21 protein-coding genes are annotated in these 23074 nt (G+C 63.7%); 17 read left to right on the forward strand and 4 right to left on the reverse strand.

Features of this window, described 5'->3' with window-relative positions; genetic code table 11:
• Positions 1-3 precede the first annotated feature (3 nt).
• Positions 4-1320, forward strand: coding sequence for a sensor histidine kinase (locus TZ00_RS11415; RefSeq protein WP_052521501.1), 1317 nt, complete (start codon positions 4-6; stop codon positions 1318-1320).
• On the forward strand, positions 1317-2336 hold the full coding sequence (locus TZ00_RS11420; protein WP_044441814.1) for a hypothetical protein: 1020 nt from the start codon (positions 1317-1319) through the stop codon (positions 2334-2336). Before TZ00_RS11415 ends, TZ00_RS11420 begins: the two co-directional genes overlap by 4 nt.
• A gap of 299 nt (positions 2337-2635) precedes the next feature.
• On the opposite strand, the gene TZ00_RS11425 is transcribed toward TZ00_RS11420, so the two are convergent.
• Positions 2636-2878 carry an acyl-CoA carboxylase subunit epsilon gene (locus TZ00_RS11425; protein ID WP_238579664.1) on the reverse strand — a complete coding sequence of 81 codons (243 nt, stop codon included), beginning with the start codon at positions 2876-2878 and terminating at the stop codon, positions 2636-2638.
• Between the two features lie 42 nt (positions 2879-2920).
• On the opposite strand from TZ00_RS11425, the gene TZ00_RS11430 reads away from it, so the two are divergent.
• A complete protein-coding gene (locus TZ00_RS11430; protein WP_044441815.1) occupies positions 2921-5419 on the forward strand; it encodes a bifunctional lysylphosphatidylglycerol flippase/synthetase MprF in 2499 nt (832 codons plus the stop codon).
• 72 nt (positions 5420-5491) lie between these two features.
• A complete protein-coding gene (locus TZ00_RS11435) occupies positions 5492-6307 on the forward strand; it encodes an SDR family oxidoreductase (protein WP_044441816.1) in 816 nt (271 codons plus the stop codon).
• 18 nt (positions 6308-6325) lie between these two features.
• Here the strand turns inward: TZ00_RS11435 and TZ00_RS11440 are convergent, their stop codons facing one another.
• Positions 6326-7897 (reverse strand): acyl-CoA carboxylase subunit beta, encoded by a 1572-nt coding sequence (locus TZ00_RS11440; RefSeq protein ID WP_044441817.1) that lies wholly within the window; start codon positions 7895-7897, stop codon positions 6326-6328.
• 161 nt (positions 7898-8058) lie between these two features.
• On the opposite strand from TZ00_RS11440, the gene TZ00_RS11445 reads away from it, so the two are divergent.
• From TZ00_RS11445 to TZ00_RS11480, 8 genes are all read left to right on the forward strand, one after another.
• Positions 8059-8886, forward strand: coding sequence for a biotin--[acetyl-CoA-carboxylase] ligase (locus TZ00_RS11445; protein ID WP_044441819.1), 828 nt, complete (start codon positions 8059-8061; stop codon positions 8884-8886).
• A gap of 7 nt (positions 8887-8893) precedes the next feature.
• Positions 8894-9640, forward strand: coding sequence for a PH domain-containing protein (locus TZ00_RS11450; protein WP_052521502.1), 747 nt, complete (start codon positions 8894-8896; stop codon positions 9638-9640).
• 18 nt (positions 9641-9658) lie between these two features.
• Positions 9659-9865, forward strand: coding sequence for a hypothetical protein (locus TZ00_RS11455; RefSeq protein ID WP_044441820.1), 207 nt, complete (start codon positions 9659-9661; stop codon positions 9863-9865).
• 9 nt (positions 9866-9874) lie between these two features.
• A complete protein-coding gene (locus TZ00_RS11460) occupies positions 9875-11011 on the forward strand; it encodes a 5-(carboxyamino)imidazole ribonucleotide synthase (protein ID WP_152631173.1) in 1137 nt (378 codons plus the stop codon).
• Between the two features lie 16 nt (positions 11012-11027).
• The gene (gene purE, locus TZ00_RS11465; RefSeq protein WP_044441821.1) at positions 11028-11528 is read left to right on the forward strand and encodes a 5-(carboxyamino)imidazole ribonucleotide mutase; all 501 of its coding nucleotides are present in this window, start codon (positions 11028-11030) and stop codon (positions 11526-11528) included.
• Positions 11525-12889, forward strand: coding sequence for an LCP family protein (locus TZ00_RS11470; protein ID WP_044441822.1), 1365 nt, complete (start codon positions 11525-11527; stop codon positions 12887-12889). The genes purE and TZ00_RS11470 overlap by 4 nt, the downstream gene beginning before the upstream one ends.
• Positions 12890-13106: 217 nt before the next feature.
• Complete coding sequence (locus tag TZ00_RS11475; protein ID WP_238579674.1) at positions 13107-14564, forward strand: DUF2142 domain-containing protein; 1458 nt, start codon at positions 13107-13109, stop codon at positions 14562-14564.
• Positions 14561-14995, forward strand: a complete 435-nt coding sequence (locus TZ00_RS11480) for a GtrA family protein (protein ID WP_044441823.1) — start codon at positions 14561-14563, stop codon at positions 14993-14995. The genes TZ00_RS11475 and TZ00_RS11480 overlap by 4 nt, the downstream gene beginning before the upstream one ends.
• A 56-nt stretch (positions 14996-15051) precedes the next feature.
• Here the strand turns inward: TZ00_RS11480 and TZ00_RS11485 are convergent, their stop codons facing one another.
• Positions 15052-16164, reverse strand: a complete 1113-nt coding sequence (locus tag TZ00_RS11485; RefSeq protein WP_338010791.1) for a glycosyltransferase family 4 protein — start codon at positions 16162-16164, stop codon at positions 15052-15054.
• Between the two features lie 244 nt (positions 16165-16408).
• Here TZ00_RS11485 and rfbA point away from each other — a divergent pair, with 244 nt between their 5' ends.
• The 4 genes from rfbA to TZ00_RS11505 are packed head-to-tail and all read left to right on the forward strand — an operon-like array spanning position 16409 to position 20560.
• Complete coding sequence (rfbA, locus tag TZ00_RS11490) at positions 16409-17275, forward strand: glucose-1-phosphate thymidylyltransferase RfbA (protein ID WP_044441826.1); 867 nt, start codon at positions 16409-16411, stop codon at positions 17273-17275.
• 3 nt (positions 17276-17278) lie between these two features.
• Positions 17279-18415, forward strand: coding sequence for a dTDP-4-amino-4,6-dideoxygalactose transaminase (rffA, locus tag TZ00_RS11495; RefSeq protein ID WP_044441828.1), 1137 nt, complete (start codon positions 17279-17281; stop codon positions 18413-18415).
• The gene (locus TZ00_RS11500; protein WP_044441830.1) at positions 18412-19644 is read left to right on the forward strand and encodes a polysaccharide biosynthesis protein; all 1233 of its coding nucleotides are present in this window, start codon (positions 18412-18414) and stop codon (positions 19642-19644) included. Before rffA ends, TZ00_RS11500 begins: the two co-directional genes overlap by 4 nt.
• Positions 19634-20560: a glycosyltransferase gene (locus tag TZ00_RS11505; RefSeq protein WP_044441832.1), complete on the forward strand. Its 927-nt coding sequence runs from the start codon at positions 19634-19636 to the stop codon at positions 20558-20560. The genes TZ00_RS11500 and TZ00_RS11505 overlap by 11 nt, the downstream gene beginning before the upstream one ends.
• Positions 20561-20750: 190 nt before the next feature.
• Here the strand turns inward: TZ00_RS11505 and TZ00_RS11510 are convergent, their stop codons facing one another.
• Positions 20751-22085 carry a hypothetical protein gene (locus TZ00_RS11510; RefSeq protein ID WP_152631174.1) on the reverse strand — a complete coding sequence of 445 codons (1335 nt, stop codon included), beginning with the start codon at positions 22083-22085 and terminating at the stop codon, positions 20751-20753.
• A gap of 593 nt (positions 22086-22678) precedes the next feature.
• Between TZ00_RS11510 and TZ00_RS19685 the strand changes: the two genes are divergently transcribed.
• On the forward strand, positions 22679-22924 hold the full coding sequence (locus TZ00_RS19685) for a hypothetical protein (protein WP_139368663.1): 246 nt from the start codon (positions 22679-22681) through the stop codon (positions 22922-22924).
• Positions 22925-23074: the final 150 nt, after the last annotated feature.

The raw sequence follows: 23074 nt of genomic DNA on the forward strand, positions 1-23074 counted from the left end.
CGCATGTCTGCACCAGCCGCACCCGCGAACAACCAGACCCGAGCGGCATCGGCGCCCCCCGGCATCCTGAACCGCGCGCGCGGATCGATCTCGAGGGCTCGCATCGAAAAGGTGATGAGCCGAACCGCGGGAATCTTCGGTATCGTCTTCGCGCTGCAGGCTCTGCCCGGCCTTCTCGCTTCGGGTGACTATCTTTCGCCGGCCTGGGCGATCGCGATGCCCGTGGTCTTGTTCGTCGGCATGTTGGCCGTGCTCATCACCAGCATCATCGCGCGCGGGGTCGTTGTTGCCGCCGGCGTGGTGGCGACCGCGTTCGTCTTGTCGCTCGTTCTCTGGCCCGCCGCGGTGGTGCATCCCAACGAGGTCGCGCCCACCCAGCCATGGCTGTGGTACCTCGTAACGGTGGCGACCGCCTACGCCGCAATCGCATTCAATGTCTGGCTCGCCGGACTGTATGTCGTGGCCGTGCCGATCATGTACGCGATCCTGCGCGCTCTGCCCTCTGGCGGAGGGGCAGGTGCCGGACTCGCGGCCCTCGACGCGCTGTATGTCTTTATTCTGGGTGCCTTCATCCTGATTCTGCTCACGACGCTGCGCAACGCGGCCGACCGAGTTGACCAGGCCCAGCAGGCGGCCATGCTGCGCTACTCCGTCGCGGTGAAACAGGACGCGATGGAGGCCGAACGCCTGCACGTCGACGCGCTGGTGCACGACCGCGTGCTCACGACCCTGCTGTCGGCATCGAAGAGCAACAGCGCGATGGAACGCGACCTCGTCGTGGAGATGGCGCAAGACGCGCTCCGAGCCCTCCACTCATCGGGAGAGCCCGGCAAACCCGGATTCGAAACCACGCTCGGTGAGCTGGCCGAACGCCTCGCCAATGCAGCCCGCGTTCTCTCGCCCGGGTTCGACTACGCTCACGGCTCGATTCCCCAGCGCACCGTACCCGGCGACGTGGCTGAGGCGGTGTTCTCTGCTGCGGTTCAGGCGATGGTCAACAGCCTCCAGCATGCCGACGATCCCGCGGTCGACAAGGTCACGATTGAGCGCACGCTCTCGGTTCACGCAGACAAGGGCGAGGGGTTCACCGTGCAGGTCTCCGACACGGGCGTCGGTTTCGATCCCGCTCAGGTGCCGCAAGAGAGACTCGGACTGCGGGTGAGTATCCGCGAACGGGTCGCGACCGTGGGAGGAGCCGTGCAGATTCAATCGGTTCCCGGCGGCGGCGCCTCGATCGTGATCGTGTGGCCCGACCCCAATGGCGAGACCACGGCGGAGCACATACGACGTGTCTTCGATCCGGGCGAGCAGGCCTCATGATCTCGTCGCCTCGCTTTCTCGTCATCGGTCTTGCGGCCCTGTTCTCCGCCTATCACCTCGTTCTTGCGTTGTCGTCGATCTCGGTGCCCCGTGACCCTGCGCCGGTCGTCGTCGCCATGGTCTTGTATGCTGCCGCCACCGCCATCAGCCTGTGGGCGCCCGCCGCCAAACCGATGCCGGGCTGGAACGCGGCCCTCAACGTGGCGATCGGCCCCGTTCTGTCGATACTCGTTCTCTCGCAGCTCGACCCGCACGCCGAAAATGGGTATGCGACATGGTTCGTTGCAGGAGTCTTCACCCTGCTCGTGATCACCATGGTGCGCGGCCAGCCCGTCTTTGCCTGGATCGGCGTGGGCGTCACGGTAATCGTCATCGTGGCGTGGGCGGATCCTCTGGCCTTGGTCACTGCGGGCGTCTTCGGGGGTGCCATGTGGGTGGCGATCGCGCACGCTCTCTCGATTGCGCTGGTGCGTGCCGAGCAGGATGCCGCCCAGTACGCGCGCGCCGGCATCAAGGCGGCCGAATGGCAGGCCAACCAGGAGGCGCTTCTGTATGAGCGCAGGCACCGTCTCGAGCAGATGGACAAGCTGGCGGCTCCGATGCTGCGTCGCATCGTCGCATCGGGTGGCGATCTCGGGCCGGAGGATCGGCGCGAGTGCCTCCATCTCGAGGCTGCGATCCGCGACGAGATCCGAGGCCGGCTGCTTCTCACCGACGACGTGCGCGCCGAGGTGATGGCAGCCCGCCGACGCGGTGTGCATGTCACGATGCTCGACGACGGTGGGCTCGATGCGCTGCCCGAGTCGGACAGGCTCGCGGCGCTCGCCGAGCTCGTCGACGTGGTCGGCGGCATCGATGCCGACCGCCTGATCATCAGAACCGGTACAGATAACTCAGACACGGCCGTGTCGGTCGTGGGTCTTCGAGAGACGGGCGACGACGGAACTGCCGCCGCGCTCGGCGACGACGATGGCGATGACGAGGTCACGCTGTGGCACGAGATCCGGCGGCCGTGAGCGCCGCGCCGCAGTGAGCTGCAGACCGTTGAACGTAAAAGTGGGGCCGACGGTAATCCATCGGCCCCACAGTTACGAATCCGAGTCAGAGCACTAACCCGAATAGTGCTCTGACTCGCCCCCAGTTCACTGCCCGCTTACCCTAGATGGCAATGGACTGGCGATGTTGATCCCGAAGGAGAACATCTAGCAAAGTCATCATCGCCCGACGCGCCCATGCGACACCAGTCGGCATAAATGAGGACACGTTTTCGAAAGGCGCTGAGCCGCAGCATTGACGCGACTTTCGAGCGCGGCCGCTACTTCGCGCGGCGCCATTCGCCGGCGCCGGGGTGGATGGGCGTGCGCAGGTCTCGGCGCGACTTCTCCCAGCCGCTCACCGCCGGCGCGGCGGCCTCGTGTGACGCGTCTGACGAGTTCGCGATGGCCGCCTGAAGCACCGCTGTGACTGCCGCGATCTGCTCGGGTTCGAGGTTGGGCGTCGTGATCGTGAACTCGATCGGGTCGGGGTCGGCTGCGTGGCGCGGTGTCGATTCAGTCACGCAGTCGAGGCTACATTAGGAGCACGACCTGGGGGAGGACGGATGTCTGCGACGCTCGGATTTTTCGTGCGATACCTGCGAACCATCCCGCTCAGCGCGGGGTTCGCCGTGCTCCTCATCGTGACGTCTGTCGTGACCGGCACGATCGCGGACTTCGTGTACCTCGATGCGCCCGAGGAGACCTGGGGAGTGGGCGTCGAGACCGCGTCCAACGGGCAGTGGTGGACCTTCGTCACCGCTCTCTTCATTCCGGGCGACCCTGCCCAACTCGTCGCCGGCGTGCTTCTTTCGCTTGTGCTTCTCGGCACGGCCGAGCTTGCCATGGGAGCGCGGCGACTGATCGCGTCATTCCTTGTCACGGGCGTTCTCGGCCTCGTCATCGGCGTCTTCTTTCAATGGATCGGCAGCCTTGCCGGTGAGTGGTGGGCGGTCGGCACGTCTCTCGACCTGACCCTCGACCCCCTGACGCCGATCGTCGGGAGCCTGCTCACGGCATCCGCGTTTCTGTCGGCGCTGTGGCGGCGGCGCATCCGCGTCGTAAGCTTCTCGATTCTCTTGATGTTCGTGCTCTACGACGGCGACTCGTCGAACTCGTACAGGCTGTCTGCGGCCGTGCTCGGACTCCTTCTCGGGCGGCTGTTGGCGCGCCGCGGAAAACCCGTGGCGCCGCAGCGCAGCTCGCACGGCGAGGCGCGAGTGCTGCTCGCCACGATCGTGGCTGTCACCGCGGTCGGCCCCGTGATCGCTCTCATCAACCCCGACGGCTTCGGGCCTTTCGCGGCGGCCAGCGAGCTGTTCCGCACATTTCCCGACGCGGCATCCACGACGTCGGAATGTGCCGGGGTGACCAGCGCGCACTGCGTGCATCAGCTCGCCCTGCTGAGCCTCGCAGGCCCGGGCCCCTTGCTTCTCACCTTCATTCCGCTTGTGTTGCTGCTCATCGCTGCGTGGGGGCTGCGCAAGGGCCGCAGATTCGCCCTGTGGCTCGCCGTGGTGGTGAATATCGCCTTCGCGCTGCTGGCGTGGTTCTCGCTCGACGTTATGCAGACGCTGCAGACCGAGGGTGCGGGAGGACCGTCGCTCGATGTCGTCGACTACGTGGTCTGGCTCGGCAGCGCGGTCGTTGTGCCGATCGTGATCTCAGCGATGCTCGTGGCCCGTCGAGCGCACTTCGGCATCAGAGCGCCGCGCGAAGCGCTCATCCGATTCACCCTCGTGTCGTGTGTGTCTCTCGTCGCGCTCTCTGCTCTGTATCTGATCGTCGGATGGCTGACGCTCGGCAGTTATGTGCCGGATGCCACGATGGAGCAGCTGGCCGCAGACGTGGTTCGGCGCTTCATTCCGGTGAACTTTCTCGGCACCACGGGGCACGTGATGGTGCCGCGCGACGAGGTGACCCGGGTTGTCTTCCACTGGGTGGGCCCGCTGTTCTGGGCGATTGTGGTGGCCGGTATTCTGCGGGTCTTCGCGGCGACGGACCAGACCGTGCGGGTGGGCGACCCTCAGCGGTTCAGGGCACTGCTCAAGCGCGGTGGCGGCGGCACCATGGGATGGATGGGAACCTGGCCCGGCAATGTCTACTGGTTCAGTGCCGACGGCGAGGCTGCCGTGGCCTACCGCGTGATCAACGACATCGCGATCACCATGAGCGACCCCGTGTGCAGAGACGATCGGGCGACGCAGACGATCCGTGAGTTCTCCGAGTTCTGCGATACCAACAGTTGGACCCCGGTCTTTTACAGCGTGCACCCGCAGTTCTTGCGCTCGTTCGATGACCTGGGGTGGCAGTACATGTCGGTCGGCGAGGAAACGCTGATGCATCCGGTCACCCTCGACATGGCAGGCAAGCCGTGGCAGAAGGTGCGGCAGGCCTTGAATCGAGGAATCAAAGAGGGGCTCACGACCCAGTGGCTGAGCTATGACGACCTCACGCTCTCTCAGGCGAACCAGATCAACGCGATCTCGGAGGCCTGGGTCTCGGAGAAGGAGCTTCCCGAGATGGGGTTCACCCTCGGGGCGTTGGAGGAGATCAAAGATCGCGACGTCAGGCTGATGCTCGCGTTGAGTCCGGAGGGCACCATCCAGGCTGTCACGAGCTGGCTACCCATGTACCGTGACGGCGTGCCGGTGGGCTACACGATCGACTTCATGCGTCGTGCCGACGGAAGCATGAACGGAACAATGGAGTTCTTGATCGCATCGGCCGCCCTTGCTATGCAGAAAGACGGCATCGAGGTGCTGAGCCTGTCGGGCGCTCCGCTCGCATCCAAGCCATTGGCCCCGGGCGAGGAGCCCCCGGCTCCGACGGTGATGACGGGGCTGCTCGAGTTCCTCGCTCGGACTCTAGAGCCTGCATACGGCTTCTCCACGCTCTTCCGTTTCAAGGCGAAGTTCAATCCCACGTACGAGACGATCTACATGGCATACGCCGATCCGCTGGAACTGCCGGCGATCGGCGCAGCGGTGGGCAAGGCCTATCTGCCGACGGTGTCGGCGAAAGAAGCGGTCTCGCTGGTGCGCACCCTGGCTGCGAGGAGGTAGCGCGCTCGGCGCCGGTCGCCGTGTGCGTCAAGCCCTGCCGCCGGCGAGGGGCGTCGCCGTAGCGTCATAGACATGAGTACATCGAACTTTTCCCCGCGCCGCGCCATCGTCACCGGATCGAACTCGGGCATCGGTCGGGCTACAGCCCTCGCCCTCGCCGAGGCGGGCATGGATGTCGGCATCACCTTCCATTCGGATTCCGATGGTGCCGACGAAACGGCCGCCATGGTGCGCTCTCTCGGGCGCGACGCTCACATCGCCCAGCTCGATACCGGTGAGCTCGACACGGTTGCCGGCACGATCGCGTCGCTCATCGAGAAGCTGGGCGGCGTCGACGTCTTCGTCAACAACGCCGGGGTCATGGATGTCGCACCGTTCCTCGAGATGGATCTGGAGACCTGGCGACACACGATCGCCGCTGATCTCGACGGCGCCTTTCTTGCCGTCCAGACTGCGGCGAAGACGATGGTCGACCAGGGCGCGGCTGGTCGCATTATCGGCGTCACAAGCGTGCACGAACATCAGCCGCGGGTCGGGTCGAGTGCCTACGATGCGGCCAAGCACGGATTCGGCGGACTGCTCAAGACGGCGGCGCTCGAACTCGGGCAGCACAACATCACGGTCAACGCGGTGGCTCCGGGCGAGATCGCCACACCCATGAACGACATGAGCGACGAGGATGCCTTCCAGACGCACCGGCCCGGCATCCCACTCGGTCGTTCAGGCATTGCGGGCGAGATCGCCTCGGTCATCGCGTTTCTGGCGTCGCCAGCCTCGAGCTACGTGACCGGCGCATCCTGGGCCGTCGACGGAGGCATGCTGCAGATGGGGCCGCAGGGCGGCTCGCATCTCACGACAGACGACTGGCGCGGCGCAGCAACGGAGTAGCGCCGGGAGACGGCCTCGCTACAGCGGGATGTTGCCGTGCTTCTTCGTGGGAAGGCTCGCCCGCTTGGTGCGGAGCGCGCGCAGCGCCTTCACCACCGCGACACGGGTGGCGGCCGGCTCGATCACTCCGTCGAGCTCTCCACGCTCGGCGGCGAGGAACGGCGAGGCCACGTTGTACGTGTACTCGTTGGCGAGCCTCGTGCGCACCGCGGCCACGTCTTCGCCGGCCTCTTCTGCGCGCTTGATCTCGCCGCGGTAGAGGATGTTGACCGCGCCCTGTCCACCCATGACAGCGATCTCGGCCGTCGGCCACGCGAGGTTGATGTCGGCGCCGAGCTGCTTGGAGCCCATCACGATGTACGCGCCGCCGTAGGCCTTGCGGGTGATTACGGTGATGAGGGGAACGGTCGCTTCGGCGTAGGCGTAGAGCAGCTTCGCGCCGCGGCGGATGACGCCGGTCCACTCCTGGTCGGTTCCCGGAAGGTAGCCGGGCACGTCGACGAGCGTGAGAATCGGGATGGAGAACGCGTCGCAGAATCGCACGAAGCGAGCGGCCTTCTCACCGGCTTCGATGTTCAGCGTTCCGGCCATGGCGTTCGGCTGGTTGGCGACGATTCCGACTGAGCGACCCTCGACCCGGGCGAAGCCCACCACAATGTTGGGCGCGTACAGCGGCTGCGTCTCGAGGAACTCGCCGTTGTCGACGATGTGCTCGATCACGGTGTGTACGTCGTAGGGCTGGTTCGGCGAGTCCGGGATGAGCGTGTTCAGCTTGCGGTCGGCGTCCGTGATTTCGAGCTCTACCTCGCTGTCGTACACCGGGGCATCCGACAGATTGTTGTCGGGCAGGTAGCTGATGAGTCCGCGGGCGAAGTCCAGAGCGTCTTCCTCGTCGCTCGCCAGATAGTGCGACACACCGGAGACGGTGTTGTGGGTGAGGGCGCCGCCGAGCTCCTCCATGCCCACGTCTTCGCCGGTGACGGTCTTGATCACGTCGGGGCCGGTCACGAACATCTGGCTGGTCTTGTCGACCATGATCACGAAGTCGGTGAGGGCGGGGGAGTACACGGCGCCGCCCGCGGCCGGGCCCATGATGATCGAGATCTGAGGGATGACGCCCGACGCCTGCGTGTTGCGGCGGAAGATCTCGCCGTACTTGCCGAGGGCGACGACACCCTCCTGGATGCGCGCCCCACCGGAGTCGAGCATGCCGATGATCGGCACGCCGGTCTTCAGGGCGAGGTCCATGACCTTGATGATCTTCTCGCCCGCGACCTCGCCGAGCGAGCCGCCGAAGATCGTGAAGTCCTGCGAGTAGACGGCGACCTGGCGCCCGTGGATGGTGCCCGTGCCGGTGACGACCGCGTCGCCGTAGGGGCGGGATTTCTCCATGCCGAAGGCCACGGTGCGGTGGCGCACGAACTCGTCGATCTCGACGAACGAGCCCGCATCGAGCAGTTCCTCGATGCGCTCTCGGGCGGTCTTCTTGCCGCGGGCGTGCTGCTTGGCGATCGCCGCCTCTCCGCTCGCGGTCACGGCCTCGTGGTATCTGTTCTTCAGGTCGACCAGCTTGCCCGCTGTGGTGTACATGTCCGGCGCCTGTGCAGTTACGTCTTCGCTCACCGGTTCACTCTACCGGCCAGCCATCGCCGCCAACCGTTGGTTGATTGCTACAAAATTGCCGCGCATCCATTGGTTCGAGCCCGTGCGCCGTGCCGACAAGCGACGGGCGCTGCGCCTAGGGTGATGCTATGAAACTGCCCCTCAGTTCCGCCGTCGCCGAGCGCCTCGAGTGGCTTCCGAGCGTGGGTTCTACGAACGACGCGCTGCGCGAGCGTGCCACAGGGCCGGATGCCTCGGCCTGGCCCGATCTCTCAGTGATCGCTACAGACACCCAGACTCAGGGCCGGGGGCGACTAGGGCGGGTGTGGACCGCTCCGCCTGGCAAGTGCCTCGCCGTGTCGGTTCTGTTGCGGCAACCGATCGGTTCGTCGGTTCTGCCGCCCGACAGCTTGGGCTGGCTGCCATTGATGGCGGGGGCGGCGATGACGCAGGTCGTGCGTTCGCTCATCGAGGGGGAGGCGGGCCACGCGACGAGCCTGCATCATCACCCGGTGGCCTCGCTCAAGTGGCCGAACGACGTTCTGATCGACGGTGCCAAGGTCAGCGGGATACTCAGCGAACTCGTGCCGTCGACCGGGGTCATCGTCGGGGCCGGTCTGAACATCTCGCTCACCGAGAGTGAGCTTCCTGTATCCACGGCGACCTCCCTGCTCGTCGCCGGAGTGCGGCATGCTTCGCTCGACGCGGCGCTCGCGGGCTACATGATCAATCTGTCGCGTCTCTACCGCGACTTCGTGCGATTCGAGGGCGACGCCGTGCAGAGCGGACTGCACACCCTCGTCACGGCGCTGTGCGGCACGCTCGGCAGTCCTGTTCTGGCCGAGTTGCCCGGGGGAGAGGTCGTCTCTGGCATCGCTCGCGAAATAGACGAGCTGGGCCGCATCGGCATCGATCGCGACTCCGATGGCTGGAGAGTCGTCGTGGCCGCAGGAGATATCACCCACCTGAAGGTTTAATAGGCCCATGCCCGCTCCGAAGCATCCGCGCCCGAGCTTCGGCGCGCTCATCCACGGCTCAGATGCGCCGACGGAGATCTACTCGAGCGAGCGCCCGGTTGTCGCCGCCGGCCCCGCGCCGAGGGCCTACGGCGAGACCGTGGTGACCGAACGCATCCGGCCGTCAGCCCAGCCGGCCACTGGCCCATACGCGCAAAGCGCACGGGATGCGACGGGCCCGGTCCCAGAGCAGGCAGAACCCGAGCGCGTGGTCGCCAAGTTCCGCTCGCACGGTCGGCGCCTGTTCTTTCCCACGATCTTTCTGATCGCCGTCGCTGGCGCCACCGGGTACTTCTCCTTCTGGTTCCCGGAGCAATGGCAGAACTGGTCGGTACTCGCTGCGGGGGCGCTGCTCGCCGTTCTCTTCTTCGTCGTTCCCGCGGTGAGGTGGCTGAGTACGCGCTATGTGATCACCACCCGGCGCATCATCGTGCGCCGAGGGCTGCTGGTGAGTACCCGTAGCGAGGTGATGCTTGCGCGCGCGGGCGACCTGACCGTGCGCAAGTCCGTGCTGCAGACGATGTTCCGTTCGGGAGACGTGCGTGTCAGCACGGCATCTGGCGAAGACGCGCTTCTTCGAGACGTGCCTCGCGCCGAATTGGTGTCCGAGGTGATCGGAGACCTCATCGAATCTCAGCACGTGCCGGCGCATGCCGTGACATTCCGGCGGCCCGATGCAGACAATCCGTGGTGGGACGGGCAGCAGCTTCAGTGATCGGAGTAGCCTCTCACCATGTTGGAATTCAAAGGCGAGAAACTCGAACAGGTCTGGGTCGGCAACGAGCACGTTGCGAGCATTCGCGAGGCCTCGGGCCACGGCGAGGGACCGTTCATCATCGAGACGGTCGATGGTGTCGAGATCCATCGGGCAAACGATCTGCACCTTGCTGAGCTCTGGGTGGCGCAGCACTCCGACAGCATTCTGGGCCGCCCGAACTAAGCTGTACGCGTGGAATATCGCGTAGGTGTCATCGGTGGCGGTCAACTGGCTCGAATGATGATTCCAGCGGCGGTGAATCTCGGCATAGACCTCAAGGTGCTGGCCGAGAACGTCGGGTCATCGGCCGCGCTCGCGGCGACCCAGGTGGGCGACTATCTCGACCGAGACACGGTTCTGGCTTTCGCCCAGACCGTCGATGTGATCACCTTCGACCACGAGCACGTGCCGCAGGCCGTCCTGCGCGCGCTCGTCGAGGCGGGTCATGACGTGCGCCCGGGGCCGGATGCGCTGCTGTACGCGCAGGACAAGATTCTGATGCGCGAGAAGCTCGAGCAGCTCGGCGTGCCTGTTCCCGTCTGGGCCGCTGTGTCGAACGCCGATGAGCTCGCCGCGTTCATTTCAGACAATGGCGGCCATGCTGTCGTGAAGACGCCGCGCGGTGGCTACGACGGCAAGGGCGTGCGTGTCGTGTCGCATGCCGACGAGGTCGCCGACTGGTTTCTCGCGCTCGCCGAAGACGGCAACGGGGGAGCGCTGCTCGCCGAAGAGCGCGTCGACTTCAGTCGCGAGCTCGCTCAGATGGTCGCGCGTCGACCATCGGGAGACATGCAACTGTGGCCCGTGGTCGAGTCCGTTCAGCGAGACGGAGTCTGCGCCGAGGTTATCGCGCCCGCGCCGCGGAGCGCCGGCCGCGTCGCCGACGTTGCCGCCGATATTGCCACCACCATCGCGGAGGGCGTCGGCGTGACCGGAGTGTTCGCCGTAGAATTTTTCGAGACCACCGACGAGCGCCTCCTCGTGAATGAGCTGGCGATGCGGCCGCACAACACAGGGCACTGGTCGATTGACGGGTCGACCACGAGCCAATTCGAGCAGCACCTGCGAGCCGTCCTCGACCTGCCCTTGGGTGCGACCGGATGCCGTGACACCTGGTCGGTGATGGTCAATGTGCTCGGCGGGCCGACCGAAGGTACGCTGGCCGACCGCTACGCGTCGGCCTTCGCCGATCAGCCCACAGTGAAGTTCCACAACTACGGCAAGGCGCCACGCCCCGGTCGCAAGGTCGGACACGTCACCGCCGGCGGCGACGACCTCGATCAGGTTGTCTTCGAGGCGCGTGCCGCAGCGGCTTTCTTCCAGAACTGACGTTTACCATGGGCAAATGCCCGCTTCTATGCCTCTCGTCGGTGTCGTCATGGGGTCAGACTCTGACTTCTCCGTGATGGCCGACGCCGTCGCCGTACTCACCGACTTCGGTATTGCCCACGAGGTGCAGGTCGTCTCGGCCCACCGCACCCCCGAGAAGATGATCGACTATGGCCGAACCGCGCGCGATCGCGGGCTCAAGGTCATCATTGCCGGTGCCGGTGGCGCCGCTCATCTGCCGGGCATGATCGCCGCCGTCACGACCCTTCCGGTCGTCGGCGTTCCCGTTCCCCTCGCCCGTCTCGACGGCCTCGATTCGCTGCTGTCGATCGTGCAGATGCCCGCCGGCATCCCCGTCGCCACCGTGTCGATCGGTGGTGCCAAGAATGCCGGGCTCATCGCCGTGAGCATTCTCTCGACCTTCGACGACACGCTCGCGGGAAAGCTCGGCGACTATCGCGAAGAGCTCACCGCCCTTGTCGAGCAGAAGAACCAGGACCTGCAAGCCCGCCTATGACAACAGTCAACGCTCCCATCCGCTACCCGGATGTGGCCTCTCCCAAAGTGATGACCGCCCGCGCCTGGGTGCTGGTCGTGCTCAACTTCGTGCTTCCCGGATCCGCGCAGGTGCTCGCCGGCAGTCGGCGCCTCGGGCGCTTCGGACTCAGCTGCACGCTCGCGCTCGTTGGGCTCGCGATCGTGGCCGGCGTCGTCTATCTCATCTGGCCCCAGATGATCTTCTCGGTCTTTACGAACGAGTGGAGCCTGTGGGCCGTTCAGATCATTCTCATCGCCTACGCCGTTTTGTGGGTCGTTCTTGCTCTCGATACGTTGCGACTGGTGCGTCTTGTTCGAACGCGCCCGAACGCTCGCGGCTGGATCGCCGGGTTCACCACGGTGCTCCTGGTGCTCTTCGCGGGCGGTGCTGGCTACGGCGCCTACCTCGTGAACGTGACTCGTGACACGGTCGCCTCGATCTTCGCGGTGCAGGCGGCCGCAGCGCCTCCCGTCGATGGTCGGTACAACATCCTTCTTCTCGGCGGCGACGCCGGCGCGGATCGCGACGGCCTGCGCCCCGACAGCATGACCGTCGTCAGCATCGAAGCCGACACTGGTCGGGCCACGATGATCGGCGTCCCACGCGATCTCCAGCAGGTGCCATTTCCCGAGGGCTCGCCTCTCATCGGCTCTGACTACGACGAGAACGGCACGGGCGTCTACGACTGTGGCTCCGACTGCCAGATCAGCTTCCTCTACCCGCGCGTCGAGGCATACGACCAAGACCTCTACCCGAATGCCGAGGCAGAGGGGTCGAACGCGGGCATCGAGGCCACGAAAGATGCGATCGAGGGTGCTCTCGACATCAAGATTCAGTATTACGTGCTGATCGACATGCAGGGCTTCGCCCAGCTCATCGACGCCCTGGGCGGTGTCGACATCAATGTCACCGAGCGGCTTCCCATTGGTGGTGACGAGAACCTCAACGAGGTCGAGGGCTGGATCGAGCCCGGTGAGCAGCACATGGATGGCACGACCGCCCTCTGGTACGCGCGCTCCCGCCACACGACGAGTGACTACGATCGCATGAGCCGCCAGCGCGAACTGCAGACAGCGATTCTGACCCAGTTCCAGCCGGCCAACGTGCTGAGCAAGTTCCAGGGAATCGCCCAGGCCGGTGCCGATGTGGTGAAGACAGATGTGCCGCAGTCGACACTGGCCTACTTCCTCGACCTCGCTCTGAAGACCAAGGATCTTCCCGTCGACTCCGTCGAACTCGTTCCGCCGGCTGTCGACCCCGAGAATCCCGATTGGGATGCCGTGAGGCAGTCCGTGAAGGACGCGCTCGTGCTCAGCTCGTCGAAAACGGCCGCCCAGTAGGGCGACCAGAACGAACGGTGGGCCGCCGGGTCCACCGGTCGATACGCGGAGTGCACAAGCGTTTACGAACCGAACCCGAATCGGCGGGTAGTATCGCAGAGGCTTCGGCTGAAGAAATAGATACGGACGCGGGGACGACATGACATCACGGCAGGCTCAAGAGGTCGCTCGACGACCGTGGTTTGTCTTCATCCTGTCGTTGATGGCCTTCGGTGCCATGTCAGTGCTCTGGGCGACGACCTCGCCGATCGGGGCGAGCCCGGATGAGCCGGCGCACTATATCAAGGCTGCCTCCGTCGTTCGGGGGCAACTCATCGGTGAGCCGGGACCGCGTCCGCAGGACCGTATTGTCAGTGTCCCCGAGACGGTCGCGAACACCCTCAACGTCAGCTGCCTCGCCTTCAAATCCGACGCTACGGGAGACTGTCTCCCATCCTTCGGTTCTGCAAAAGAAATGGTTGAGACGCGGACCTCGGCTGGGCTGTACAACCCTACGTATTACGTACTCGTGGGATGGCCTTCGCTGTTGGATGCGGGCCCGTCCGCTCTGTATTTCATGCGGTTCGCCAGCGCGGCAGTATGTTCGTTGTTCCTCGCAATGATGGTCACTTTTCTTTCCCGACTGGCCCGCCCCGCATTACCCGTGCTTGCAGGAATCGTCGTGATGACGCCCACCACGTTGTTCCTGAGCGGCTCTGTGAACCCCAACGCGTTCGAGATAGTCACAACGGGCGCCTTCTTCTCAGCGCTTCTGTATGCGGCGACGAGTCCGCCATCGAGGCGAGGGGACTGGTGGACCGCGGGTTCCCTGGCCCTTTCGGGCGCGATGCTCGCGAACTCACGGGGCCTTGCGCCTGCCTGGCTCGGATTCGCAGTCGTGATCGTCGCCGTGTCGGTAGGGTTTTTTCCCTTCGTGAAGAGGATGAGTCGTCCTCCGATGCTCATATCTGTCGGGCTGGTCGCAGTTGCTGCAGTATTCGCGCTGGTGTGGACAGTCAAGACGAATTCGCTTCCCGCGGTCGGAGAATACCCGGGGGTCGGATCGACCTTTGGGCAAGGGTTCACCACTATGCTCTCGAACACCGTCGACTATCTCCGGATGGCGGTGGGGGTCTTCGGCTGGCTCGATTCGCCTGCCCCCGCGTGGGTCCTCGTCCTCTATTACGTGCTTCTCGCGGCAATCACCGCGTATGCGCTCGTCTTCTCGCCCCGGTCCCGCGCGATGGCGGCACTATGGGTCGCGCTCGCAGCCTGTTTGTTCATGCCACCCCTGATCCAGGCATCCACTGTAACCGTGTCTGGATATGTTTGGCAGGGCCGATACACGTTGCCTCTGATCGTGATGCTTGCAGTCATGGCGGCAGTCGTCGCGTCTAACCGCTTCTCCGAGCTGCCTGCCAAGGAATCGCGTCGCCTTGTCGTCGTCGTACTGTCCGTGACCACGGTCGCGCAGATCGCGTCGTTACTGACGAATCTGAAGCGCTACGTGGTAGGTTCTTCGCCGGAATGGAGCGCGTTCTTCGAGGGTCCGCGGTGGATTCCGCCGTTCTTCTCATCAACTGGATGGTTCGTCGTCTGCGTTCTTGTCGCGGCCCTGTATCTGATCATCGCCCTGGTGGTGACCACCCGTTCCGTGGGACTATCCACGCGACCGGCGAAGGGTCTGGCGCCTTGATCTTCTCTAGATCGAATCTGAAGTCCATCATCGTCTATGGGATGGTCGGGGGAACGGCCTTTGTAATAGACCTGGGAACGCTCGTCTTTTTGCGAGACGTAGCTCGCTGGGTTCTTCCCGTGGCCACAGCCTGCGCGCTGATAGCGGGTCTTGTGGCCAGCTACCTGATGCAGAGGTTTTTCACTTTCAGGCAATCGAAAGTTTCATGGCACAGCCTGTGGAAATATGCGCTCCTCGTTACCTTCAACTGGGGAGCTACTCTGCTCATCATCCATCTCGTCGAGTCGACCGGCATCAACTACGTCTTCGGCAAGGTCGTTGCCACCGCCGCCATTACGATCTGGAACTACTTCATCTACCGGTTCTGGATTTTCCGTGGTGGTGCTGGGGCCGCAGCGGCAACGCCGTACCTCGATGGTCAGGCCCGGTAGCCCTCGCGTGACAGACCTCGCGGTCTGACCCCAGCCGTCCTATCGCCCATCGACGATTACAGATCGGCGTGGAGCTGCCAGACTTTCTCTGCAGAATCGCGCCAACTGAAGGCGCGAGATCTGTCGTACCCGCCGACTGACAGCCGCTCGAACAGTTGGGTGTCGCCCAGAACGCGGGTGATCGCCGCAGCGATGCGCTCGGGGTAACCGGCAGCGTCGTCTCGTTCGACCGACACGCTCGCGCCGGCGGTGACCTCGAGAAGCGCCGGCACGTCGGAGTGAATCACCGGGGTGCCGAAATTCATGGCCTCGATGACGGGTAGCCCGAAGCCTTCGGCGAGGCTCGGGTAGACGAAGAGTGATGCTCGGTCGAGCAGCAGCGCGAGGTCGGAGTCGGAGACGAATCCCATCGTGCGCACACGTTCGGGCGGTAGGCCGGCGTCTGCGACGACGCGGGCCACGTTGAGGTCGCCCCATCCGTCGGGGCCTGCGATGAGTAGCGGGAGGTCGGGAACCCCCGGCCGGGCAAGAGCCTCGATCAACGGCGCCAGCCCCTTGCGAGGTTCGAGAGTGCCGACGGTGAGCATGTATTCGGCAGGCAGGCCAAGCTCGTCTGCGCGGTCGTCAGCGTTCTCTGGAACGACGAGTTTCGAGCTGACCGCACCGCCGATGACGCGCACGCGATCGCCGAAGTTCACGAACTCTCTCAACTCGGCCGCGACAGCGTGAGTGGGTACGACGATGGCGTCGGCATAGCGTCGCGCGCGTTTGGCGAGCCCCTTGTGCCATGCGACCCCATGCTTGGTGAGCGTCTCCGGATGCGTCCACGGCACGACATCGTGGATGGTCACGGCGACCTGTTCGCCGATCGAGTTGACTCGATCGATCTTGCGCAACGGTGCAAGCAGACTCGGAGCGTGAATCATGCCCCGGCCCTTTGCGCCCGTTGAGAAGCCGTGCTGCCAGGCGCGGGCGAGTTCACGCCGAGGCAGCGGCAGCCTCGTGAGCTTCTCGAGCCCGGGCAGCCGGGCCAGTGTCTCGTCGTAGGCCTCGTTCGGCACTTTCGAGATGATGCCTTCGACGTCGCAGCCGCGCGGTCTCGTGGCGATCAACTCACGTGTCAGTTCTTCTGTATAGCGACCGATTCCCCCCGGTACGGTTGCCACCATTTGATCAATGATCACCCTGAGGGTTGTCATCAGTCTCCAAATACTTCCCGAGTGCGCTGCAGAGTGCAGCTCACCGAACGATCGCGCATAGCTTCGAATTCCGCTCGGGACCTGCGGCAGGTCTATGAAAACCGGGTGGACTGGCCGCGGGGCGGAACGAACAAAACGACGAACTGTCCGTGAGTTCGACCCTATCAGTGCCAAATGAGGCTTCCTGAAAGCCCGCCCGGTAGACTTCTCGACCATGCGCGGAATCATTCTCGCCGGCGGCTCCGGCACCCGGCTCTGGCCCATCACGAAGGGCATCAGCAAGCAGTTGATGCCCATTTATGACAAGCCCATGATCTACTACCCCCTCTCGACCCTGATGATGGCGGGCATCAGCGAGATCCTCATCATCACGACGCCTGAGTACAACGAGCAGTTCAAATCGCTCCTCGGCGACGGCAGCGACCTGGGCATCCGTCTCGAGTACGCGGTTCAGCCGTCGCCCGACGGTCTCGCCCAGGCGTTTATCATCGGAGAAGAGTTCATCGGCGACGAGAGCGTCGCTTTGGTTCTCGGCGACAACATCTTTCACGGCACGGGCCTCGGTTCGAGCCTGCGCAACAACACCGACTTCGACGGTGCCCTGATCTTCGCCTACCACGTCGCCAATCCGCGCGCCTACGGCGTCGTGGAGTTCGACGACGCGAACGTGGCTGTGTCGATCGAGGAGAAGCCTGTCGAGCCCAAGAGCAACTACGCCGTGCCCGGCCTCTACTTCTATGACAACTCCGTGGTCGAGATCGCGAAGACCATCGAGCCGAGTGCTCGCGGCGAACTCGAGATCTCGACGGTCAACGAGCGCTATCTCAAGCAGGGCAACCTGCGGGTTCAGGTTCTCGATCGTGGCACGGCATGGCTCGACACGGGAACGTTCGAGTCGATGGTTCAGGCCACCGAGTTCGTTCGCGTGGTCGAAGACCGCCAGGGGTTCAAGATCGGATGCATAGAGGAAATCGCCTGGCGCGCGGGGTGGATCTCGGACGAGCAGCTTCGAGCTCTCGCGGCGCCTCTCGTCAAGAGCGGATACGGTGCCTACCTCAATACCCTGCTCGACGCCCGCTGACAGATGACCGCAGACATTCTCTTCTCGAAGCCGTTTCACGCGCCTCGAGAGATGGAGAATCTCGCTCGTGTGGTGCAGGGCGATCACGCTCACGGTGACGGCGACTTCACTCGTTCGGCTACGCGGCGTCTCACCGATATCACCGGAGTTCCGGCCGCGCTGCTGACCACATCGGGCTCGCACGCGCTCGAACTCGCGAGCAGGCTGCTTGACCTCGGGCCGGGCGACGAGGTGATCCTTCCGAGTTTCACGTTTCCATCGGCGGCCAACGCCATCGCGCTCACTGGCGCGACGTGCGTGTTCGTCGATGTCGACCTCCGCTACGGCAACATCGATCCGCAGCAGGTCGCTGAGGCGATCACGCCGCGCACGAAGGCGATCTCTGTGGTCAGCTACGGGGGAGTGGCCGTCGACTTCGAGTCGATCGGACGCATAGCCGAAGAACACGGCCTCGCCATCATCGAAGACAACGCCCACGGCTTGGGTGGCGAGTACCGCGGGCGGCAGTTGGGCACATTCGGTGTGGTCGCCATCCAGAGTTTCCACGACACCAAGAATGTGCACTCGGGCGAGGGCGGCGCGATCCTCATCAACGATCCATCGATGCTCGAGCGTGCCGAGATCGTGCGGGAGAAAGGCACGAATCGTGCTCGCTTCCTGCGAGGCCAGGTCGACAAGTACACCTGGGTCGACGTCGGGTCGAGCTATCTCATGAGCGAGTACAACGCCGCGGTGCTCGACTCGCAACTCGAGTCCTTCGATCACATCCAGTCCAGAAGGCACGCGATTTGGAACAGCTACGCAGACCGTCTCCCGGCCTGGGCTGAGGCCGAGAGAGTGCGACTGATGGATGTGCCGGACGACCGTCGTCACCCGGCTCACCTGTTCTTTCTGCAAGCCCCCGATCACGACTATCAGGTCGCGTTGCTCGCCCATCTGCGTTCGCAGGGCGTCGTCGGCACATTTCACTACATTCCTCTTGATTCGGCGCCCGCGGGTCTGCGCTTCGGCCGTCGGCTGCGTGAACTGACGTCGAGCCAGAGCTTCTCGGAGCGGCTGGTGCGTCTGCCGCTCTGGGCCGATATGAGCGACGAGCAGGTCGACCGGGTGATCGCGGCCGTCACCTCGTTCCACCGATGAAGACTGTTCTGCTTCGGCTCTCCGGCTTCACCGTCTTTCCTCTTCTCTCCCTCATCACGCCGTTTCTGCTGCTGCCCATCGTCTCGTCGATCGTCGGGGGAGACGGGGTATCGAGCGTGATCTCCGGGCAGGCCATCGGCACGTTCGCCGCGACAGCTTTGATGTGGGGCTGGAACGTCGACGGGCCGGTCGCCATCGCCCGCGCAACCACGCCCGACGAGAGAGCGACGGTCTACCTTCGTAGCGTTCGCACGAGGATCGTGCTGATGGTGTTCGCGCTGCCGATCGCATCAGTTGTCGCGGCGTTCGTGGCCGTGCCGGAGTTCCGTGTCGAAGCGGTATCGATGACACTCGCGACGGCGCTCGTCGGCATGTCGCCGGCCTGGTTCTGCATCGGCCTTGGCCAGCCCAAGCTGCTCGCCTACTACGACACGATTCCGAGGTTCGCGGCGACCCTCGTGGCCGTTCCGTTGCTGCTCGCAACCCATCAGGTGTGGAGCTACACGCTCGTGCTGGCTGCTGCCACGGTGATCAGCCTTGTGCTCTTTCACCGCCGCTTCTCTGCCGGGGGAGTGTGGCTCCCCAGACCTCTCGGCGCGGCGCTCCGCGATCTGCGGTCGCAGCGTCACACCGCCGGCATCAGTATGGCGGGAAGCGCGTACGCATCCACCCCGGCGCCGATCGCGACGGCGACGACCAGCCCACTCGCATCCGGAAGCCTGTCTACGGCCGATACCCTTTACCGCTTCGGCCTGTTCACCGTTGTGGCTCTGGGCAACGCGTTCCAGAGCTGGACCATCGAACCTGGCATCGCCAACAGGCGGCAACGGCACGCATTCGCCCTCTGGTCGCACATCGGTCTCGGAGGCGCAGGCCTCGTGATCCTCGTTCTCGCCGGCCCATGGGTTAGCGAGATCCTGTTTGCGGGGCAGGCAAGCGCCACCGTCGAGGTCTGCCTCTACTACGGCATCGCGTTCTTCTTTCTGTCGGCCGGCACTCCTCTGATGCGCAATATTCTGATTCCTGCTGGACGCCAGCGGTTGATTCTGCGCTGGACGCTGATCTCCGCAGTGCTCGGCATCGCCGCCATGCTCCTGGCCGGGCTTTCTGGACATGCTCCGCTGATCGCTCTCGGAATGGCTCTCAGCGAGGCGGTGCTTTGCATGGCCCTCGCCATTCCTGCGTTCCGTGAGCTGCGCCGCGAGAAAGGTGAGAACCATGCCCTCTGAGCTACGCGCATCCGGCGTCGTCGCGATCGTGGCGTCGTATCGTCCGGATGCGGAGCTGGTGTCCACGGCGATATCTCTGACCGAGCAGTTCGAGCACGTCGTGGTCGTCGACGACGGGTCTCCCGCGGAGTTCGCCGACCGGCTCGACGCTATCGACGCCACGGGCGTTCGCGTGATCCGCCGACCACAGAACGCGGGCATCGCTGCGACTCTGAACGCCGGAATCCGCGCGGCCGAGGCGAGCTGGCACCCCGATTTCTTTGTGACCTTCGACCAGGATTCTGTGCCGGTCGACGGATACGCCGACCGTGCGTTGGCCACCTTCCGCGAGGCACGGGCAGCGGGCCGCAGGGTCGGGTTCGTCGTCGCCTCGTCATACAGCGGGCGCGCTGTGCGCCTGCGAGGAGACGTTGCCGGATTCGCCGTCGCCTTCGATCCTATGCAGTCGGGCTTCGTCATCGCCCGAGAGACGATCGAGGCGATCGGTCACCTCGACGAGGGACTCGTGATCGACGGCGTCGACAGCGAATACACGGCCAGGGCGCGTGCCGCCGGTTTTGACGTGCTCGTAGGGGCCGGATGCGACATCCGGCACCAACTCGGACGGCGCGACCCCGCGCGGCTGTTCGGGCGGCCGCTGCGCCTGTTCGGTCGAGAGATCAGCTACAACTACCACTCGCCGAAGAGGGTCTATTACATCGCGCGCAACGGCACGACCCTCAGCCGGCGGTACCTTCTGAAAGATCCGGCGTGGGTGTTGCGCCGGTTGGTCGAAGAGACGAAGGCGCACGTGCTGCGACTTGCGTTCAGCCCGAATCGGCGCGCGATCGTGGCGGCGATGGCTGCTGGGTATCGGGACTCGTTCCGGGGGCGCACTGGTGCGATTTCCAATTCGGTGGAGAAGTTCCTGCGCTGAATTGCCAAGAAAGAAAAGAGGTCGGAGCCATCCTCTGCCACTCCTCAAACGGTGACGCGAATCGGCTCGGCTACCGCGGTCGGCGTGAGACCAACGAATACTGACTGAAGCAATCTGGCATTGATTGAGAGTTCGGCTTTCTCCCAGACGAGGGAGCTTCGTCTGGGAGAAAGCCAGCTCGGGAAAACACCTACATGAGCGTGATTACCGACGGCCAGTTGTTAGTGGTGACGCCTGGCTGCATATTTAGTGCAGGAACGAGGCCTGGGCCGATCTGCTTGCCCGTGCCTAGCAGCTGCCACCCGGAGTTCGTTCCAACGGCGAACTGGAGGTAACCGCCGCCATTGACGGCGACCTGAGGCCACCCGCCTCCCATGTCGACGGCACTTATATATCCAGTGCCGATGTTGAGTCCGGTCGCGTCTTTATGCCACGCACCACCGTAACCCGCGATTTGATAGAGGTAGCCACCCTGGCTTGCCATTACCTGCAAACTGGTTCCGCCCAGGTTGACAGCACTGATATATGCGTTGCCGAGGGCGATGCCTGTGTCTCCTTTGTGCCAGCCGGAGCTGTCGGCGTAGACCTCCTTGAGAAATCCGTCCTCGTTGACCATGATTCGGCCCCAAGTGCCTCCCGTATATACAGCAGAGATCTGTCCCGACTCAATCTGCACACCGGTGTTTCCAAGGTGCCAGCCCGATGAGTTGCCGTATGCCTCAAGAAGGGACCCGCTGTCGTTGACATAAATTCGGGCATTTGGCTCGTTGCCGGCCCTGATCGCGGAGATCGTCGCGGAGGGGTTGATCTGAATTCCGGTGGGAACCTTGTGCCAACCAGCGGAGTCACCCCAAATTTCGACGAGTGTGCCACCTTCATTCACCCATATCTGTGGCCAGCTACCGCCCATATTGACGGTAGAGATTTGTCCGCTACTGACGGTTATCGGGGTTGGAAGTGTTTGCCAGCCTGAGCCAGCGGTGCCGACGGCTTGGACGACGGTTCCGCCGGGCAAGCCCACCGGAGCTGATGCCAGATTCAGGTCGCCCGTCGCGTTCCGCAGATCAACGTGCTGATGCGTGCAGTCGTCGATGTAGCCAATGACAAGATTGGTCCAGGCAGGGTCGTTCGTGCGCCCGCATTGGCCTTGCAATGCGTTGGTTCCCGCAGGCATGAAGGTGTTGAGGAAAGCCAGATAAGGTTCGGTCTCGGCGCCGCCATCCACCTGAACTCCACCAATCTTCCAAAGGTCGACCGCTCGGGCTGTGCTTTCGCAGTGCATGGAAGATGAGCCCGCACAGCTGACATCGGATGATATGTAAGGGCATCTGCGATTCAGCTCAGATACGCGCAGATATCCGTATTGCTTGACGAGGACCACCAGTGATTGCAATATTCGCGTATCGATGCCGCAATCAGCTCGGTTCTCGCCGCGCGCTATCGGAGCAATTTCCTCGTTGAGGATGTCGTTCTTGACTGTGTTGGATGTCGCCTCAAACTGACCCGCTGCACCGAACTGCAGCAACTGCTGGGATAGCTCCTGTGGACTTGTTGAAATGCCTTCGCACGCTATCCCGCACCCTTGGTCTACTGCGTGAACCGCCTCGGAGGCCGCAATCATGGGGCTTAGGAATGAAACTAATAGGGCGAATATTGCTAAGGCCGCGCTCTTTCTTATGGTGGTCAACTTTCGCTTACCCAGTTTTTCTTGATTTCAATAATGATTATTGACAAAACGTCACTCTTTCCCCGGTTGTAAGTTTTGATACGAAATCTTGAATAGGCTACAGGCAAGCGCATCGAGAGATGCGCCACGAGCGCACGTGATGATTGGACGCCTCTATGTATCGGCCTCTTGCGGCTTGCCTTTGTGTTCTAGGCATAGTGATTGGACTCGTAGGCTGCGCTGTTCGGGCCACGGACGACTACAAGCCGATGCCGACTACCTCTACGAGCGCGTCTGCGCCTAACTCTGCTACGCCGACTGGCGCTGCAAGCGCACCTGGAACGGTTCCAGAGACTCCGGAAACAAGTGGAAAGGACACGACAGATGACGAAGCCTTGCCAACTGACCAATCCGGGCCGGCTCTCCCGGAAGCCAATCGCGAGACAAGTGTGTTGAGTGACCCTGCCGCCGCCTACGAAGGCTGTTTCGACGTGGCGCCGAAGAGTCAGCTAAACAGTCCAGTTACCCTCGTCCCATTTGACCCAGCCTTTGTCTTCATGTCGGCGGATAAAACCCGCAGTGCAATAAATGCGCATCTTAAAATGTCAGATTCGCATCAATCTGAAGTCATCGCGCTTTGCTACGCCTCGGGTGACCCGAAAAGCCCGATTATCGAGTTCGAGAAATTTGCCTACTGAGTGCTTTCGCCCCTCGCCCAGCCTGTCACTGGATCAGCGAATGACCATGGATTGTCGATGGCTGGCGTAGGAACTATGTCAAGCGGCAAGAGCTCTTAGACAGGCATGAGCGACCACGTCGGAGCTACTGTTTGCAGGATAAGACAGCGC

Origin of the sequence: Agreia bicolorata, from assembly GCF_000938265.1 — a bacterium.
Classification (GTDB): domain Bacteria; phylum Actinomycetota; class Actinomycetes; order Actinomycetales; family Microbacteriaceae; genus Agreia; species Agreia bicolorata.

Coding starts and splice junctions, on each gene's coding strand:
- TZ00_RS11415 (WP_052521501.1), top strand. CDS start 4: ATGTCTGCACCAGCCGCACCCGCGAACAACCAGACCCGAGCGGCATCG.
- TZ00_RS11420 (WP_044441814.1), top strand. CDS start 1,317: ATGATCTCGTCGCCTCGCTTTCTCGTCATCGGTCTTGCGGCCCTGTTC.
- TZ00_RS11430 (WP_044441815.1), top strand. CDS start 2,921: ATGTCTGCGACGCTCGGATTTTTCGTGCGATACCTGCGAACCATCCCG.
- TZ00_RS11435 (WP_044441816.1), top strand. CDS start 5,492: ATGAGTACATCGAACTTTTCCCCGCGCCGCGCCATCGTCACCGGATCG.
- TZ00_RS11440 (WP_044441817.1), bottom strand. CDS start 7,897: ATGTACACCACAGCGGGCAAGCTGGTCGACCTGAAGAACAGATACCAC.
- TZ00_RS11445 (WP_044441819.1), top strand. CDS start 8,059: ATGAAACTGCCCCTCAGTTCCGCCGTCGCCGAGCGCCTCGAGTGGCTT.
- TZ00_RS11450 (WP_052521502.1), top strand. CDS start 8,894: ATGCCCGCTCCGAAGCATCCGCGCCCGAGCTTCGGCGCGCTCATCCAC.
- TZ00_RS11455 (WP_044441820.1), top strand. CDS start 9,659: ATGTTGGAATTCAAAGGCGAGAAACTCGAACAGGTCTGGGTCGGCAAC.
- purE (WP_044441821.1), top strand. CDS start 11,028: ATGCCCGCTTCTATGCCTCTCGTCGGTGTCGTCATGGGGTCAGACTCT.
- TZ00_RS11470 (WP_044441822.1), top strand. CDS start 11,525: ATGACAACAGTCAACGCTCCCATCCGCTACCCGGATGTGGCCTCTCCC.
- TZ00_RS11475 (WP_238579674.1), top strand. CDS start 13,107: ATGTCAGTGCTCTGGGCGACGACCTCGCCGATCGGGGCGAGCCCGGAT.
- TZ00_RS11485 (WP_338010791.1), bottom strand. CDS start 16,164: ATGGTGGCAACCGTACCGGGGGGAATCGGTCGCTATACAGAAGAACTG.
- rfbA (WP_044441826.1), top strand. CDS start 16,409: ATGCGCGGAATCATTCTCGCCGGCGGCTCCGGCACCCGGCTCTGGCCC.
- rffA (WP_044441828.1), top strand. CDS start 17,279: ATGACCGCAGACATTCTCTTCTCGAAGCCGTTTCACGCGCCTCGAGAG.
- TZ00_RS11500 (WP_044441830.1), top strand. CDS start 18,412: ATGAAGACTGTTCTGCTTCGGCTCTCCGGCTTCACCGTCTTTCCTCTT.
- TZ00_RS11505 (WP_044441832.1), top strand. CDS start 19,634: ATGCCCTCTGAGCTACGCGCATCCGGCGTCGTCGCGATCGTGGCGTCG.